This window comes from Streptomyces sp. NPDC059695 (genome assembly GCF_042733785.1).
In the GTDB taxonomy this organism is placed as follows: domain Bacteria; phylum Actinomycetota; class Actinomycetes; order Streptomycetales; family Streptomycetaceae; genus Streptomyces.
Genome location: NZ_JBHWFF010000005.1, coordinates 157,696 through 173,387 on the forward strand (window position 1 = coordinate 157,696; position 15,692 = coordinate 173,387).

Consider the following 15,692-nt stretch of genomic DNA (forward strand, 5'->3'; position numbering starts at 1 on the left):
ACGGGGGGGGGGTTTTCTCTGCCCGGGGTGTGGCGGTGTCCCCCGCCGGGCGGGCCCGGCTCCGGGGGGGGGGGGCAACGCCCCGTTCGTGCGTTCCGTTGTCAGTGGCGTCCTCTACCGTCGGTCGCGGACGTGATCGACCGAGGGGGCGCCGTGGCGACGACGGAGGCAGTGGGCGGTACGAGGGCCGCGCCCGCGTGGCGGGGCGGCTTCGGACGGCTGTGGACGGCCGCCGTGGTCTCCCGGTTCGGCGACTCGCTGCGCACGGCCGCGCTGCCGCTGCTCGCCGCCTCGCTCACCGACGACCCCTTCCTCATCGCCTCCGTCACCGCCTGCGGCTTCCTGCCCTGGCTGCTCTTCGGGCTCCTCGGCGGGGCCGTCGCCGACCGCGTCGACCAGCGGCGCGCCATGTGGGCGGTCGACGTCGTCCGCGGCGGACTCGTGGCCGCCTTCGCCGCGGCCGTCGCCCTCGGGCACGCCACGATCGCCCTGCTGCTCGTCCTGGCCTTCGCCCTCACCACCCTGCAGACCCTCTTCGACAACGCGGCGACGGCCCTGCTGCCCGCCCTCGTCCCCGCCGACACCCTCGCCGCGGCCAACGCCCGTCTGATGACCGGCCAGCAGCTCGCCGGCGGCCTCCTCGCCGGACCCGCGGTGCCGCTCCTGCTCCTCGCCGGGCCCGCCGTCCCGTACGCGGCCGACGCCGCCACGTACGTCCTGGCCGCGCTCCTCATCGCGTCCCTGCGGACCGGAGCGCCCGGGCGCCCGCCCCGCCCGGCCGGCTCGACCCTCCGCAGGGAGATGGCCCAGGGACTGGCCGTCCTGCGGGCGGACCGGCACCTGAGACGGCTCTGCACCGCCACCACCCTCTGCAACGTCGGCATGGGGGCGCTCATCGCCACGCTCGTCGTCCACGTCACCGAGGGCCTGCGCGCGGGGAACGCCGGATACGCCGCCACGATCACCGGGTACGCGCTGGGCGCCGTCGCCGGCGGCTTCCTCGCCCGGCGGATCGCGGAGCGGACCGGACGGATCCGCGCCGTGTTCCTCGCCGGGACCGTCCAGACCGGCTGCCTGGTCCTGATGGGCGCGGTGCCCGTCCTCGCGGTATCGGTCGGGGCCATGGCGGTGTTCGGCTTCATGGGGACGGTGTGGAACGTCCAGCAGACGACCCTCATGCAGGAGCGCGCACCCGACGGGATGCTCGGCCGGATCGCCGCGGCCTTCCGCACCCTCGCCGTGGCGGGCGCCCCGCTCGGGGCCCTGCTCGGCGGCGCGGCGGCCGCCGGGCTCGGGCCGCACACACCGGCCCTCCTCGCGGCGGCGCTGTTCGCGCTCGCCGTCGCGTCGCTGGCCCCTCTGATCAATTAGGTTTGGGGGTGCAGCGGGGCAGACAAGCAGTATTGAGAAGGAATGGGCGATGTCCGAGATGACCAGCGAAGGCCGTACCAGGCTCAACCGGCTGCCCGAGTGGGCGGCTCTCGCCAAGCACCGTGAGCAGCTGGGCGACACCCATCTGCGCGAACTGTTCGCCGCCGACCCCGAGCGGGGCACCCGCCACACCCTGCGCGTCGGCGACCTCCTCCTGGACCACTCCAAGCACCTCGTCACCGACGAGACGCTGACCCTGCTGCGCGAACTCGCCGCCGTCACCGGCGTCGCCGAGCTTCGTGACGCCATGTTCCGCGGCGAGAAGATCAACACCACCGAGGACCGGGCGGTCCTCCACACCGCGCTGCGCGCCCCCCGCGGGGCCGTGATCGAGGTCGACGGGGAGAACGTCGTCCCCGGCGTCCACGCCGTCCTCGACCGGATGGGTGCCTTCGCCGACAAGGTCCGCTCGGGCGAGTGGACCGGCCACACCGGCAAGCCGGTCAAGAACATCGTGAACATCGGCATCGGCGGCTCCGACCTCGGCCCGGCCATGGCCTACGAGGTCCTGCGCTCCTTCACCCGGCGGGACCTGACGGTCCGTTTCGTCTCCAACGTCGACGGCGCCGACCTCCACGAGGCCGTCCGCGACCTCGACCCCGCCGAGACGCTGTTCATCGTCGCCTCGAAGACCTTCACCACCATCGAGACGATCACCAACGCCACCTCCGCCCGCGACTGGCTCCTCGCCGGTCTCGGAGCCGGCCAGGAGGCCGTCGCCCGGCACTTCACGGCCCTCTCGACCAACGCCGAGAAGGTCGAGGAGTTCGGCATCGACACCGCCAACATGTTCGAGTTCTGGGACTGGGTCGGCGGCCGCTACTCCTTCGACTCCGCCATCGGCCTCTCCCTGATGATCGCCATCGGCCCGGACCGCTTCCGGGAGATGCTCGACGGCTTCCACCTCGTCGACGAGCACTTCCGCACCGCCCCGCCCGAGGAGAACGCCCCGCTGCTCCTCGGCCTCCTCGGCGTCTGGTACGGCGCCTTCTTCGACGCCCAGTCGCACGCCGTCCTGCCGTACTCCCACTACCTGTCCAAGTTCACCGCCTACCTCCAGCAGCTCGACATGGAGTCCAACGGCAAGTCGGTGGACCGCCAGGGCGAGCGCGTCGACTGGCAGACCGGGCCCGTCGTCTGGGGCACCCCCGGAACCAACGGGCAGCACGCCTACTACCAGTTGATCCACCAGGGCACCAAGGTCATCCCGGCCGACTTCATCGGCTTCGCCCGCCCCGTCGACGACCTGCTGCCCGGCCTCGTCGCCCAGCACGACCTGCTCATGGCCAACTTCTTCGCCCAGACCCAGGCGCTGGCCTTCGGCAAGACGCCCGAGGAGGTCCGGGCCGAGGGCGTCGCCGAGGAGCTCGTCCCGCACAAGACGTTCCAGGGCAACCACCCGACCACCACGATCCTCGCGGAGGCCCTCACCCCGTCCGTCCTCGGCCAGCTGATCGCGCTCTACGAGCACAAGGTGTTCGTCCAGGGCGCCGTCTGGAACATCGACTCCTTCGACCAGTGGGGCGTCGAGCTCGGCAAGGTCCTCGCCAAGAGGATCGAGCCCGTCCTGACGGAGGGCGAGGGGGCCGAGCAGCTCGACAGCTCCACCGCCGCGCTCGTCTCGGCCTACCGCTCGCTGCGCGGACGGTAGTCGCATGACGGGGGAGAACGCGGTGCGGCTCCGGCCGCCCAGGAACGCCGTCGACGAGCGGGCCGTCACCTGGTGGCGGGTCCGGCTGCTCGTGACCACCGCCGTCCCGGTGACGGTCCTGGCCGTGCTCGGCGCGCTGATCGGGCCCGCGCGGTCCTGGCTGCTGCTCTCGGCCGGGGCCGTGGCCGCCCTGGGCCTCGCCTGCACCGCGTTCCTCCCCGCCTGGTGGTTCCGGGTGCACCGCTGGGAGGTCACCGACGAGGCCGTCTACGTGCGCACCGGGGCCCTCTGGCAGGAGTGGCGGATCGCCCCGATGTCCCGGATCCAGACCGTCGACACCGTGCGGGGACCGCTGGAGCAGGCCTTCCGGCTCGCCACCGTCACCGTCACCACCGCCTCCGCCAGGGGCGCGATCCGCATCGAGGGCCTCGACCACGAACGGGCCGCCGCACTCGCCGAGCGGCTCACCCTCCTCACCCGGGCCACCCCCGGGGACGCCACATGAGCGAGGAGTGGCGGCGGCTCGACCCGCGCACCCTGCTCGCCGGTGCCGCCGTCCTCTGCGGCGTGGCCGGCGGCGCGGCACTCCCGGCGGTCGCCGGCCTCGCCGGGGGCAGGCCCCTGTGGCAGGCCGTCGCCTGGGTCCTCGCCGGTGCCGCCCTGCTCGTCCTCGCCGGGACCGCCGCCGACTGGGTCCGGCTGCGCCGCACCCGCTACCGCGTCGGCCCCGAGCGGGTCGACCTCCACACCGGGCTCCTGCTGCTCAAGCGCCGTTCCCTCGCCCGTGAGCGGATCCGCAGCGTCGACCTCACCGCCAACCCGCTGCAGCGCGTCCTCGGCCTGGTCAAGGTCCGCATCGGCACCGGCGAGCACACCGGCGGCGAGTCCACCCTCGCCCTCGACCTGGTCACCCGCGCCGAGGGCGAACGACTCCGCCAGGAGCTCCTCGCCCGCGCCCCGTCCCCCGGGGACACCGGCGACGACAGCGCCCTGGCCACCCTCGACCCGCGCTGGATCCGCTACGCCCCGGTCTCCTTCGTCGCCCCCGCGCTCGGCGGCGCCGCCGCCGGGGCCGTCATGCAGGTCAGCGACTGGTTCGGTGCCCAGGGGAAGGTCATCGACTGGATAGGGGACCGCTTCCAGGGCGTCTCGGTGACCTGGATGATCCTCGACCTGCTCCTGATCGCCACCGCTGCGGGCGCGGTCGGCGCCCTCGGCCTCTGGGTCGAGATGTGGTGGAACTACCGCCTGGAGCGCGAGCCCGGGGGAACGCTCCGCGTCCGCCGCGGCCTGTTCACCGCCCGCTCGGTCACGCTGGAGGAGCGCAGGCTGCGCGGGATCGAGCTCGTCGAGCCGCTCGGGGCGCGCCTGTTCGGGGCCGCGCGCGTCGACGCCGTCGCCACCGGCCTCGCCCAGGACGACGACGACAAGCACGGCGATCTGAAGAACCTGCTGCCGGCCGTCCCCCGCGAGCACGCCGAGCGGGTCGCCGCCCGGGTCCTGGGCGAGCCGGAGCCCCCGACCGGGACACCGCTCGCCACCCACCCCCGGGCCGCCCGCACCCGGCGGCTGCGCTGGGCCCTGTGGAGCGTCCTGGGGCCCGCCGCGCTCCTCGCCGTGCTCGGCGCGCTCCTCACGCCGGTCCTGCTGTACGTGGCGGCCGGCTGCGCCCTCGTCCTCACCCCGGTCGCCGTGCTCTTCGCCCTCGACGCGTACCGCGGACTCGGACACGGCGTCAGCGGCGCCTGGCTGGTCACCCGTTCGGGTACGGTCCGGCGGACGACGGTCGCCCTCCAGCGCTCCGGCGTCATCGGCTGGACGGTCAAGCGGTCGTACTTCCAGCGCCGCGCCGGCATCCTGACCGTCACCGCGACCACGGCGGCGGGCGAGGGCGCGTACGACATCCTCGACGCCGGCGAGAGCCAGGGCCTGACCTTCGCCGCCGAGGCCGTCCCCGGGCTCCTGGCGCCCTTCCTGGAACCCGTACACACGCCGGAGGCCCGGCTCACCGAGCGGTGAACCGGGCCTCCGGACGGGTACGTCAGGCCGAGGCCGGCGGATACAGGCTCCGCGGCAGCTCCGACGCGGCCGCCGCGTCGAGCAGCCACAGCGTCCGCGAGCGGCCGTAGGCGCCGGCCGCCGGGGCCTGCACCTCGCCCGCGCCCGAGAGCGCGATCGCCGCGGCCTTCGCCTTGTCCTCACCGGCCGCGAGCAGCCAGACCTCCTTCGCCGCCCGGATCGCCGGGAGCGTGAGCGAGACGCGGACCGGCGGCGGCTTCGGCGCGCCGTGCACCCCGACCACCGTCCGCTCGGTCTCGCGGACCGCCGGCAGCTCGGGGAAGAGCGAGGCCACGTGCGTGTCCGGGCCGACGCCCAGCATCAGCACGTCGAACGTCGGCACCCCGCCGTGGTCGCCGGGACCCGCGGCGGCGGCCAGCTCCTGCGCGTACGCGGCCGCGGCGGCGTCGACGTCGGAGCCGTACGGCCCGTCCGAGGCCGGCATGGCGTGCACCCGGGCCGGGTCGAGCGGCACCCGGTCGAGCAGCGCCGCACGGGCCTGGGTGACGTTCCGCTCGGGGTCGCCCTCGGGCAGGAACCGCTCGTCGCCCCACCACAGGTCGAGCCGCGACCAGTCGACCGCGTCCCGCGCGGGTGCCGAACCGAGCGCCGCGAGCAGGCCGTTGCCGTTGCGGCCGCCGGTCAGCACGACCGAGGCGGAGCCCCGGGCGGCCTGGGCGTCCACGATCCGGGTGATGAGCCGGGCCGCGGCGGCCTGGGCCATCAGCTCCTTGTCGCGGTGGACGACCAGCTGGGGGGTGCTCACTTGGCCGCCGCCTTCTTGGCCGGGGACTTCTTCGCCGCGGGCTTGGCCGCGGGGGCGTCCTCGACGACCGTCTCCTCGACGGCGACGGTCTCCTCGACGGCGACGGTCTCCGTCACGGCCGCGGGACCGGCCGGCTCGGGAGCGGTGGTCGCGGCCTTCTCGTCGAGCCGCTCCAGGCCGAACCTGAGCGCCGTCGCGTAGGTGTCGTCCGGGTCGAGCCGGCGCAGCTCCTCCGCGATCAGCTCGGCCGTCTCGCGGCGCTTGAGCGCCACCGCACGGTCGGGCTGCCCCTCTATGGAGAGCGTCGCGAGCGAGCCGTCCGGCCGGTCGAGGACGATCGGCCCCGAGCTGGTCTCCATCCGTACGGAGGTCAGACCGGGCCCCGCCGACTTCGAGCGCCGCACCGGCACCTTCAGCCGGTCCGCCAGCCACATCGCGAGCAGCTCGACGCTGGGGTTGAACTCCTCGCCCTCCACCTCGGCGGAGGTGACCTCGCACACGACCTGGTCGAGCGCGGCGGCCAGCATCGAACGCCACGGGGTGATCCGGGTCCACGAGAGGTCCGTGTCGCCCGGGGTGTACGCGTCCGCGCGCGCGGTCAGCTCGTGGATGGGCTGCTCGGCGGCGTACGTGTCGGTCACCCGGCGCTGGGCGAGCGCGCCCAGCGGGTCGTTCGCCGGGTCGGACGGCGCGTTCACCGGCCACCAGACGACGACGGGGGCGTCGGGGAGGAGCAGGGGCAGCACCACCGACTGGGCGTGGTCGACGACCTCGCCGTACAGCCGGAGCACCACCGTCTCGCCGGTGCTGGCGTCGGCGCCGAGGCGGACCTCGGCGTCGAGCCGCGCCGTGGCACGGTCCCGCGGGGAGCGCGAGACCCTCTTGATGACGACGAGGGTCCGCGAGGGGTGCTCGCGGGACGCCTCGTTGGCCGCCTTCAGCGCGTCGTAGGCGTTCTCCTCGTCGGTGACGATCACGAGGGTGAGCACCATGCCGACGGCCGGCGTGCCGATCGCCCGCCGCCCGAGCACCAGCGCCTTGTTGATCTTGGAGGACGTGGTGTCCGTCAGGTCGGTCTTCATGGCCGGCGCCAGCTCCTGCCGTCTCGTGCGAGCATCTCGTCCGCCTCGACCGGACCCCAGGTCCCGGACTGGTACTGCGCGGGCGTGCCGTGCGTGTCCCAGAACTGCTCGATCGGGTCGAGGATCTTCCAGGACAGCTCGACCTCCTCGACGCGCGGGAAGAGGTTGGAGTCGCCGAGCAGGACGTCCAGGATGAGCCGCTCGTACGCCTCGGGGCTCGACTCCGTGAAGGACTCGCCGTACGCGAAGTCCATCGACACGTCCCGGATCTCCATCTGGGTGCCGGGCACCTTGGAGCCGAACCGCACCGTCACGCCCTCGTCCGGCTGGACCCGGATCACGATGGCGTTGCGGCCGAGCTCCTCGGTCGCGGTGTGGTCGAAGGGGGAGTGCGGGGCGCGCTGGAAGACGACCGCGATCTCGGTGACGCGGCGGCCCAGGCGCTTGCCGGTCCGCAGGTAGAACGGGACGCCCGCCCAGCGGCGGTTGTCGATCTCCAGCTTGACCGCCGCGTAGGTGTCGGTCTTCGACCGGGGGTCGATGCCGTCCTCCTCCAGGTAGCCGACGGCCTTCGCGCCGCCCTGCCACCCGGCCGCGTACTGGCCGCGGACCGTGGACTCGCCCAGGTCCTTGGGCAGCTTCACCGCGCCGAGGACCTTGGTCTTCTCGGCGGCCAGCGCGTCGGCGTCGAAGGAGGCGGGCTCCTCCATGGCGGTCAGTGCGAGCAGCTGGAGCAGGTGGTTCTGGATGACGTCACGGGCGGCGCCGATGCCGTCGTAGTAGCCGGCGCGGCCGCCGATGCCGATGTCCTCGGCCATGGTGATCTGCACGTGGTCGACGTACGAACGGTTCCAGATCGGCTCGAAGAGGGTGTTGGCGAAGCGGAGCGCCAGGATGTTCTGGACGGTCTCCTTGCCGAGGTAGTGGTCGATCCGGAAGACCGCCTCGGGCGGGAAGACCTCGTGGACGACCTCGTTGAGCTCCTTGGCGGAGACCAGGTCGTGGCCGAAGGGCTTCTCGATGACCGCGCGGCGCCAGGAGTTGTCCTTCTGGTCCGCGAGGCCGTGCTTCTTGAGCTGCTGGACGACCAGCGGGAAGAACTTCGGCGGCACGGACAGGTAGAAGGCGAAGTTGCCGCCCGTGCCCTGTGCCTTGTCGAGCTCCTCGATCGTCGTCTTGAGCTGCTCGAAGGCCGTGTCGTCGTCGAAGTCGCCCTGGACGAACCGCATGCCCTGGATCAGCTGCTGCCACACCTCCTCGCGGAAGGGGGTGCGCGCGTGCTGCTTGACGGCCTCGTAGACCTCCTGCGCGAAGTCCTCGTCCGCCCATTCGCGGCGGGCGAAGCCGACGAGCGAGAAGCCCGGCGGCAGCAGGCCGCGGTTGGCCAGGTCGTAGACGGCAGGCATCAGCTTCTTACGGGACAAATCGCCCGTGACGCCGAAGATCACCAGACCCGACGGCCCCGCGATGCGCGGGAGCCGTCGGTCTGCGGCGTCACGGAGCGGGTTGGCTCCGTGGACTGCGCTCAAAGTGCTTACGCCTCCGAAGATCCGCGGCGCGCCAGCTCCGCCTCGGTGGACTTGAGCAGGTCGTTCCAGGACGCCTCGAACTTCTCGACGCCCTCGTCCTCCAGGAGCTGGACGACGTCGTCGTAGCTGATGCCCAGCTTCTCGACGGCGGCCAGCTCGGCCCGCGACTGGTCGTAGGTGCCGCGGATGGTGTCGCCGGCGACCTCGCCGTGGTCGGCGGTGGCCTCCAGGGTCGCCTCCGGCATGGTGTTGACCGTGCCCGGGGCGACCAGGTCCACGACGTACAGGGTGTCCTTGTACGCCGGGTCCTTGACGCCGGTCGAGGCCCACAGCGGACGCTGCTTGTTGGCCTGCGCCTTGTCGAGGGCGGCCCAGCGCTCCGAGGAGAAGACCTCCTCGAAGGCCTCGTAGGCCAGACGGGCGTTGGCCAGGGCGGCCTTGCCCTTGAGCGCCTTGGCCTCGTCGGTGCCGATGCCGTCCAGGCGCTTGTCGATCTCCGAGTCCACGCGGGAGACGAAGAACGAGGCCACCGAGTGGATCTTGGAGAGGTCGAGGCCGCGCTCGCGGGCCTTCTCCAGACCCGCCAGGTAGGCGTCCATGACCGCGCGGTAGCGCTCCAGCGAGAAGATCAGCGTCACGTTGACGCTGATGCCGAGGCCGATGACCTCGGTGATCGCCGGCAGGCCCGCCCGGGTGGCCGGGATCTTGATCAGGGTGTTGGGGCGGTCCACCAGCCAGGCCAGCTGCTTGGCCTCGGCGATGGTGGCGGCCGTCTCGTGGGCGAGACGGGGGTCGACCTCGATGGAGACCCGGCCGTCCTGGCCGTCCGTCGCGTCGAAGACCGGCCGCAGGATGTCGGCGGCGTCACGGACGTCCGCCGTCGTGATCATGCGGATGGCCTCGTCGACGGTCACCTTGCGGGCGGCGAGGTCGACGAGCTGCTGCTCGTAACCGTCACCCGAGGAGATGGCCTTCTGGAAGATCGACGGGTTCGTCGTCACACCGACCACGTGGCTCTGGTCGATGAGCTCGGCCAGGTTGCCGGACGTGATCCGCTTGCGCGAGAGGTCGTCCAGCCAGATCGCGACGCCTTCGTCGGAGAGGCGCTTGAGAGCGTCTGTCATGAGAATTGCATCTCCAATAAGTCGTACGTATGGGCGTCAGCGCGCGGCGGCGGCCACGGATTCCCGCGCGGCGGCGGCGATCGCCTCCGGCGTGAAACCGAACTCGCGGAAGAGGACCTTCGCGTCCGCCGAGGCGCCGAAGTGCTCCAGGGAGACGATCCGGCCGGCGTCGCCGACGTACTTGTGCCAGGTGAGACCGATGCCGGCCTCGACCGCGACCCGGGCCCTGACCGACGGCGGCAGGACCGAGTCCTTGTACGCCTGGTCCTGCTCCTCGAACCACTCCACGGACGGCATCGAGACCACACGGGTCGGGACGCCCTCGGCCTGGAGCTGCTCGCGGGCCTCGACGGCCAGGTGCACCTCGGAACCCGTGGCGATCAGCACGACCTCGGGGGAGCCGCCCTCGGCCTCGAACAGCACGTAGCCGCCCTTGACCGTGTCCTCGTTCGGCGCGTACGTGGGCACGCCCTGGCGGGTCAGCGCGAGGCCGTGCGGGGCACCCTTGCCGAACACCTTCGTGTGACGCTGCATGATCTCGCGCCAGGCGATCGCCGTCTCGTTGGCGTCGGCCGGACGGACCACGTTGAGACCCGGGATCGCGCGCAGCGAGGCGAGGTGCTCCACCGGCTGGTGCGTCGGGCCGTCCTCGCCCAGACCGATCGAGTCGTGGGTCCAGACGTACGTCACGGGCAGGTGCATCAGCGCGGAGAGACGCACCGCGTTGCGCATGTAGTCGGAGAACACCAGGAAGGTGCCGCCGTAGACGCGCGTGTTGCCGTGCAGCGCGATGCCGTTCATCTCCGCGGCCATGGAGTGCTCGCGGATGCCGAAGTGGATCGTGCGGCCGTACGGGTCGGCCTCCGGCAGCGGGTTGCCCTCGGGCAGGAACGACGAGTCCTTGTCGATCGTCGTGTTGTTCGAGCCGGCGAGGTCGGCCGAGCCGCCCCACAGCTCCGGGACGACCGCGCCGAGCGCCTTGAGGACCTGGCCGGAGGCGGCACGGGTGGCGACGCCCTTGCCCGCCTCGAAGACCGGGAGCTTCTCGGCCCAGCCGGCCGGCAGCTCGTTCGCCTGGATGCGGTCGAACTCGGCCGCGCGCTCCGGGTTGGCCGTACGCCACTCGGCGAGCTGCTTCTCCCACGCGGCGCGGGCCTCGCGGCCGCGGTCGCCCAGCGCGCGGGTGTGCGCGATGACCTCGTCGCCGACCTCGAAGGTCCGCTCCGGGTCGAAGCCCAGGACGCGCTTGGTGGCCGCGATCTCCTCGTCGCCGAGCGCCGAGCCGTGCGCGGCCTCGGTGTTCTGCGCGTTCGGGGCGGGCCAGGCGATGATCGAGCGCATCGCGATGAACGACGGGCGCTCGGTCTCCGCCTCGGCGGCCTTGACCGCCGCGTACAGGGCGGCCGGGTCCAGGTCGCCGTTCGACTGCGGCTCGACGCGCTGGACGTGCCAGCCGTACGCCTCGTACCGCTTCATCGTGTCCTCGGACACGGCCGTCTCGGTGTCGCCCTCGATCGAGATGTGGTTGTCGTCCCACAGCAGGATCAGGTTGCCGAGCTTCTGGTGGCCGGCGAGCGAGGAGGCCTCCGCGGAGATGCCCTCCTGCAGGCAGCCGTCACCGGCGATCACGTAGATCCGGTGATCGAACGGCGAGGCGCCGGTCGCGGCCTCCGGGTCGAACAGACCGCGCTCGTAGCGGGCCGCCATCGCCATGCCCACGGCGTTGGCGACGCCCTGGCCCAGCGGGCCCGTGGTCGTCTCGACGGCGGCGGTGTGGCCGTACTCCGGGTGGCCGGGGGTCTTCGAGCCCCAGGTACGGAACGCCTTCAGGTCGTCCAGCTCAAGACCGAAGCCACCCAGGTACAGCTGGGTGTAGAGGGTCAGGGACGAGTGTCCCGCGGAGAGGACGAACCGGTCGCGCCCGACCCACTCGGGGTCCGCCGGGTCGTGCCGCATCACCTTCTGGAAGAGGGTGTACGCGGCGGGCGCCAGGCTCATCGCCGTACCGGGATGGCCGTTGCCGACCTTCTGTACGGCGTCCGCGGCCAGGATGCGGGCGGTGTCGACAGCCCGCTGGTCCAACTCGGTCCACTCGAGGTCTGTGGTGGTCGGCTTAGTGCTCACCCTGGGTCAGGGCTCCTCTCCACATGTCTGTAGCCGGTGACTGAGGGTGTACCGGCGTTGTCGAGCCTACCCCCGCGGAACGCCCCTCTTTTCGTGTTCATGCCCCTCAAATGAGCGGAGAAATGAAAGGACACAGCAAGAGTGCCGGTGGTCGTGGGAGTTCGCCTCCCGAGCCGGGTCCGCAGCCGCCCCCGAACCGTGTCCACCCCTTGGGACGTACCGCACCAACACGACCCCACCCCCGCGAAGATCGGCGTCTGGGCAACGTCTACAGTGGCGTGGTACGCGCAAGCTTTACCCCTTCTTCACGCGGGGAGCTTGCTGGGAATTTCTCTGTCAGGGGTGTGCGTGACGGCCGTCGAGTCCCGACCCGCAGGGGTCGTCTTGACTCCCAGCCCGGGGGGCCATCGGCCGTTCGGGGCCCGCGTCAAGGCATTCGTGGCGCTGACCAAGCCGCGGATCATCGAGCTGCTGCTCATCACGACCGTTCCGGTGATGTTCCTCGCCGAGCAGGGCGTGCCCGACCTGTGGCTGGTGCTCGCCACCTGCTTCGGCGGCTACCTCTCCGCGGGCGGCGCGAACGCGCTGAACATGTACATCGACCGCGACATCGACGCGCTGATGGACCGCACCTCGCAGCGCCCGCTCGTCACCGGCGTGCTCACCCCGCGGGAGGGACTGGTCTTCGGACTCACCCTCGCGGTGGTCTCCACGCTGTGGTTCGGCCTGCTGGTCAACTGGCTGTCCGCCGCCCTCTCGCTCGGCGCGCTCCTCTTCTACGTGGTCGTCTACACGATGATCCTCAAGCGGCGCACCGCGCAGAACATCGTCTGGGGCGGCATCGCCGGCTGCCTGCCGGTGCTCATCGGCTGGTCGGCCGTCACGAACTCGATGTCGTGGGCCGCGGTCATCCTCTTCCTCGTCATCTTCTTCTGGACGCCGCCGCACTACTGGCCGCTGTCGATGAAGGTGAAGGACGACTACGCACGCGCGGGCGTGCCCATGCTTCCGGTGCTCGCCTCCAACAAGGTCGTCGCCAAGCAGATCGTGCTCTACAGCTGGGTCATGGTCGCCGTCTCCCTGCTGCTCACCCCCCTGGGCTACACCGGCTGGTTCTACACCGCCGTGGCCCTGGTGACCGGCGGCTGGTGGCTCTGGGAGGCGCACGCGCTCCTCAACCGCGCCAAGGCCGAGGTGACGGGCGCCAAGCTCAAGGAGATGCGCCTCTTCCACTGGTCCATCACCTACGTCTCGCTGCTCTTCGTGGCGGTCGCCGTGGACCCCTTCCTGCGCTGAGCCGAGCGCTCATCCGATCGCGCACGGCCGACGGCCGGGCCGTGTGGGCTGTCCCACGTGGCCCGGCCGTCGCCAGTGGAACTACCCCTCGGTAGCATCCGTGTCATGGCAGAAACGAAGCAGGAAGAGCGCAGGGCGGCCAGGCTCGCCAAGGAGATCCGGGCCTTCTCCAAGGCGCACGACGGCGCCGAGGGACACCTCGCGCACATCGGCCAGGCGGGCACCCGGATCGTCCTGGTCGGCACGGACGGCGGCTGGGGCGACCTCGTCGCGCCGACGTACGCGGTCGCGCAGCAGGCCGCCGAGAAGGCCGGCCTGACCCTCCACGAGGAGTTCGACGGCGAGTTCGCCGCCAAGGTCGCCACCGGTCCGTACGAGTGGACCCGGATGGCCGGTATCCAGATCGGCGGCTCCTCCAAGGGCTGAGGCAACAACCTCGCGCGGGGCTCACCCGTTAGGACGTGTGGAGACACGTCCACACAGGGAGCCCCCCGAGATGATCGACACGCCGGACCTGGTGGACCAGCACTGCCACGGGGTGCTCCGTACGGAGCTCGGCCTCGGCACCTTCGAGGCCCACCTCGGCGCCCATCTGAGCGCCCGCCCCGGCGGGGCCGCGGTGCTGCCCGCCGCCGGCACCACCTTCTTCGACACCCAGACCGGCTTCGCCGTGCGCCGCTGGTGCCCGCCGCTCCTCGGCCTGGAACCGCACTGCCCGCCCGCCCGCTACCTCGCCCGCCGCAGGGAACTCGGTGCCGCCGAGGCCGGCCGCCGGCTGCTCCGGGCCTCCGGGATCTCCACCTATCTGGTCGACACCGGGCTCCCCGGCGACCTCACGCCCCCCGCCGAGCTCGGCGCCGCGGGCGCCGCCGCGGCCCACGAGATCGTCCGCCTCGAACGCCTCGCCGAACAGGTCGCCGACAGCTCGGGCTCCGTCGAGGCCTTCCTCGCCCACCTCGCCGAGGCCGTCCACACGGCGGCCGCCGGAGCCGTGGCCCTCGCCTCTGCCGAAGGCGTCCGCCAGGGGCTCGCGAGCGCGCCCGGGCCGCCCGGCCCGGGAGAGGTGCGCGGCGCCGCGGGGCGCTGGCTGGCCGCCCGCCCGCCCGGCGGCCCGCTCACCGACCCCGTCCTGCTGCGCCACCTGCTGTGGATCGCGGTCACCGCCGGGCGCCCCCTGCAGCTGCACACCGGCGACCGGGACCCGGCCGTCCTCGCCGACTTCGCCGCGGCCACCGCGGGCCTCGGCGCCGACCTCGTCCTGCTGCACACCTATCCGCACCACCGGGCGGCGGCGCACCTGACCGGACTCCATCCGCACGTGTACGCCGACCTCGGCCCCGTCCTGGCCCACACGGGCGCCCGGGCGGCGGCCGTCCTCGCCGAGGTCCTCGAACGGGCGCCCTTCGGGAAGCTGCTCTTCTCCAGCGGCGCCCGGGGCCTGCCCGAGCTCCACGCGGTCGCGGCCGGCGCCTTCCGCGCGGCGCTCACCCGGGTGCTCGGGGAGTGGGTGACGGACGGCGCCTGGTCCCGTACGGACGCGCAGCGGGTGGCCGCGCTGATCGCGGCGGGAAACGCGCGACGGGTCTACCGGCTGACCTGACCCGCTGTCAGTCCCCGTTGGTAGCGTTCATGGCGGAATCGAACGGATCACGGGGAGCGAAGCGTGCGGGAAGTGCAGCGACACCAGGTCGACGCGACGAGGATCGAGCGGGCGCTGGAGGACGCCCGGGGGAAGACCTTCGACCGCTGGCACGACCTCCGCTACGGGGGCATGGCGCTGTCGAGGGTGGGAGAGCTGCGCGACGTGCTCCTCGACCACGTCGGAGCGCGCACCTCCGAGGACCCGGCGCTCGGCGCGGACCCCTCGCGGACGGCGCTGGTCACCGCCGCCGAGTGCGCGCTCGGCGTGCTGGGCATCGGATGCTTCCCCGACGGCGACTGGGACCTCCCGCTGCCCCTCGCCGACGAAACGCTGTCCAGCGACGACCAGCTCTTCGACGAGGGCTGGGACCGGGGACACCGGGTGCCCACCGCGCGGACGTGGACCGAGGCGTTCGCGCTCTGCCTGATCAGCGGGCTGATCTGGGAGCGGCGCCGGGTGATCGGCCCGCTGCTCCGGGAGGACTACGCCCCCGCGATCCGCTCCGGAGTGCCCTACTCGCGGTTCGACTCGGTCTCGGAGCCCGCCGACCTCGCCGAGATGGACGCGCTGTGCGCGTACCTGGCCGTCGAGAGCGGGCCGTACCCCGGCGCCGTGCCCGGGCCCGTCCCGGTGCGCCGGCCCGACGCGGAGGAGCGGGCGGGCGCGGCGCGGGCGCTCGACGGGGCCGGTGCGCTCGGCCCCGACCAGCGGCTGCTGCGCGTGCTGCTCGACGACGACCGCGAGGCGTTCGAGCAGGCGCTCGCGGACCGGCTGGAGGAGCACCGCGCGAGCGTCGGAGCCGATCCGGAGCCGAGGACCCTGCTGCCGGCGGGCGCCGTGGCGCTGGCCGCGCTCGCGCACCTGGCGCACGGCTGGGAGCCGGGCGTCCGGTCCGGCTACCTGCCCGAGGCGCTGGGCCGCCGACCCGTCGGCGTCTAGCCGGAAGCGCCCGGGCCCCCGCGCGAGGGCGGGGGCCCGGGCGGTCGCGG

13 protein-coding genes are annotated in these 15,692 nt (G+C 72.7%); 8 read left to right on the forward strand and 5 right to left on the reverse strand.

The window, feature by feature from the left end:
* The first annotated feature begins 153 nt into the window (after window positions 1-153).
* From ACFV2S_RS08635 to ACFV2S_RS08650, 4 genes are read left to right on the forward strand one after another with little or no spacing between them, the layout of a single operon-like run.
* The gene (locus tag ACFV2S_RS08635) at window positions 154-1,371 is read left to right on the forward strand and encodes an MFS transporter (protein ID WP_385555501.1); all 1,218 of its coding nucleotides are present in this window, start codon (window positions 154-156) and stop codon (window positions 1,369-1,371) included.
* Window positions 1,372-1,420: 49 nt separating this feature from the next.
* Complete coding sequence (gene pgi, locus ACFV2S_RS08640; RefSeq protein WP_385555503.1) at window positions 1,421-3,082, forward strand: glucose-6-phosphate isomerase; 1,662 nt, start codon at window positions 1,421-1,423, stop codon at window positions 3,080-3,082.
* Window positions 3,083-3,086: 4 nt separating this feature from the next.
* A complete protein-coding gene (locus ACFV2S_RS08645; RefSeq protein ID WP_385555505.1) occupies window positions 3,087-3,587 on the forward strand; it encodes a PH domain-containing protein in 501 nt (166 codons plus the stop codon).
* Complete coding sequence (locus tag ACFV2S_RS08650; RefSeq protein ID WP_385555507.1) at window positions 3,584-5,101, forward strand: PH domain-containing protein; 1,518 nt, start codon at window positions 3,584-3,586, stop codon at window positions 5,099-5,101. The genes ACFV2S_RS08645 and ACFV2S_RS08650 overlap by 4 nt, the downstream gene beginning before the upstream one ends.
* A gap of 22 nt (window positions 5,102-5,123) precedes the next feature.
* On the opposite strand, the gene pgl is transcribed toward ACFV2S_RS08650, so the two are convergent.
* From pgl to tkt, 5 genes are read right to left on the reverse strand one after another with little or no spacing between them, the layout of a single operon-like run.
* Window positions 5,124-5,906, reverse strand: coding sequence for a 6-phosphogluconolactonase (gene pgl, locus ACFV2S_RS08655; RefSeq protein ID WP_385555509.1), 783 nt, complete (start codon window positions 5,904-5,906; stop codon window positions 5,124-5,126).
* Complete coding sequence (gene opcA / locus ACFV2S_RS08660; protein ID WP_385555511.1) at window positions 5,903-6,988, reverse strand: glucose-6-phosphate dehydrogenase assembly protein OpcA; 1,086 nt, start codon at window positions 6,986-6,988, stop codon at window positions 5,903-5,905. The genes pgl and opcA overlap by 4 nt, the downstream gene beginning before the upstream one ends.
* Window positions 6,985-8,517, reverse strand: a complete 1,533-nt coding sequence (gene zwf, locus ACFV2S_RS08665; protein WP_385555513.1) for a glucose-6-phosphate dehydrogenase — start codon at window positions 8,515-8,517, stop codon at window positions 6,985-6,987. The genes opcA and zwf overlap by 4 nt, the downstream gene beginning before the upstream one ends.
* Window positions 8,518-8,522: 5 nt before the next feature.
* On the reverse strand, window positions 8,523-9,641 hold the full coding sequence (gene tal, locus ACFV2S_RS08670) for a transaldolase (RefSeq protein ID WP_385555515.1): 1,119 nt from the start codon (window positions 9,639-9,641) through the stop codon (window positions 8,523-8,525).
* 36 nt (window positions 9,642-9,677) lie between these two features.
* A complete protein-coding gene (gene tkt / locus ACFV2S_RS08675; RefSeq protein ID WP_385555517.1) occupies window positions 9,678-11,765 on the reverse strand; it encodes a transketolase in 2,088 nt (695 codons plus the stop codon).
* 348 nt (window positions 11,766-12,113) lie between these two features.
* On the opposite strand from tkt, the gene ACFV2S_RS08680 reads away from it, so the two are divergent.
* From ACFV2S_RS08680 to ACFV2S_RS08695, 4 genes are all read left to right on the forward strand, one after another.
* Entirely contained in the window at window positions 12,114-13,061 is a 948-nt protein-coding gene (locus ACFV2S_RS08680; RefSeq protein WP_385555519.1) for a heme o synthase, read from the forward strand.
* Between the two features lie 105 nt (window positions 13,062-13,166).
* Entirely contained in the window at window positions 13,167-13,487 is a 321-nt protein-coding gene (locus ACFV2S_RS08685) for a hypothetical protein (protein ID WP_385555521.1), read from the forward strand.
* A gap of 70 nt (window positions 13,488-13,557) precedes the next feature.
* The gene (locus ACFV2S_RS08690) at window positions 13,558-14,661 is read left to right on the forward strand and encodes an amidohydrolase (protein WP_385555522.1); all 1,104 of its coding nucleotides are present in this window, start codon (window positions 13,558-13,560) and stop codon (window positions 14,659-14,661) included.
* A gap of 72 nt (window positions 14,662-14,733) precedes the next feature.
* Window positions 14,734-15,642: an immunity 49 family protein gene (locus ACFV2S_RS08695; protein WP_385555523.1), complete on the forward strand. Its 909-nt coding sequence runs from the start codon at window positions 14,734-14,736 to the stop codon at window positions 15,640-15,642.
* Window positions 15,643-15,692 lie beyond the last annotated feature (50 nt).

Bases quoted from the DNA above. Each gene is read 5' to 3' on its own strand.
- tal (WP_385555515.1), bottom strand. From the start codon at position 9,641: ATGACAGACGCTCTCAAGCGCCTCTCCGACGAAGGCGTCGCGATCTGG.
- ACFV2S_RS08645 (WP_385555505.1), top strand. From the start codon at position 3,087: ATGACGGGGGAGAACGCGGTGCGGCTCCGGCCGCCCAGGAACGCCGTC.
- ACFV2S_RS08685 (WP_385555521.1), top strand. From the start codon at position 13,167: ATGGCAGAAACGAAGCAGGAAGAGCGCAGGGCGGCCAGGCTCGCCAAG.
- ACFV2S_RS08690 (WP_385555522.1), top strand. From the start codon at position 13,558: ATGATCGACACGCCGGACCTGGTGGACCAGCACTGCCACGGGGTGCTC.
- opcA (WP_385555511.1), bottom strand. From the start codon at position 6,988: ATGAAGACCGACCTGACGGACACCACGTCCTCCAAGATCAACAAGGCG.
- ACFV2S_RS08650 (WP_385555507.1), top strand. From the start codon at position 3,584: ATGAGCGAGGAGTGGCGGCGGCTCGACCCGCGCACCCTGCTCGCCGGT.
- pgi (WP_385555503.1), top strand. From the start codon at position 1,421: ATGTCCGAGATGACCAGCGAAGGCCGTACCAGGCTCAACCGGCTGCCC.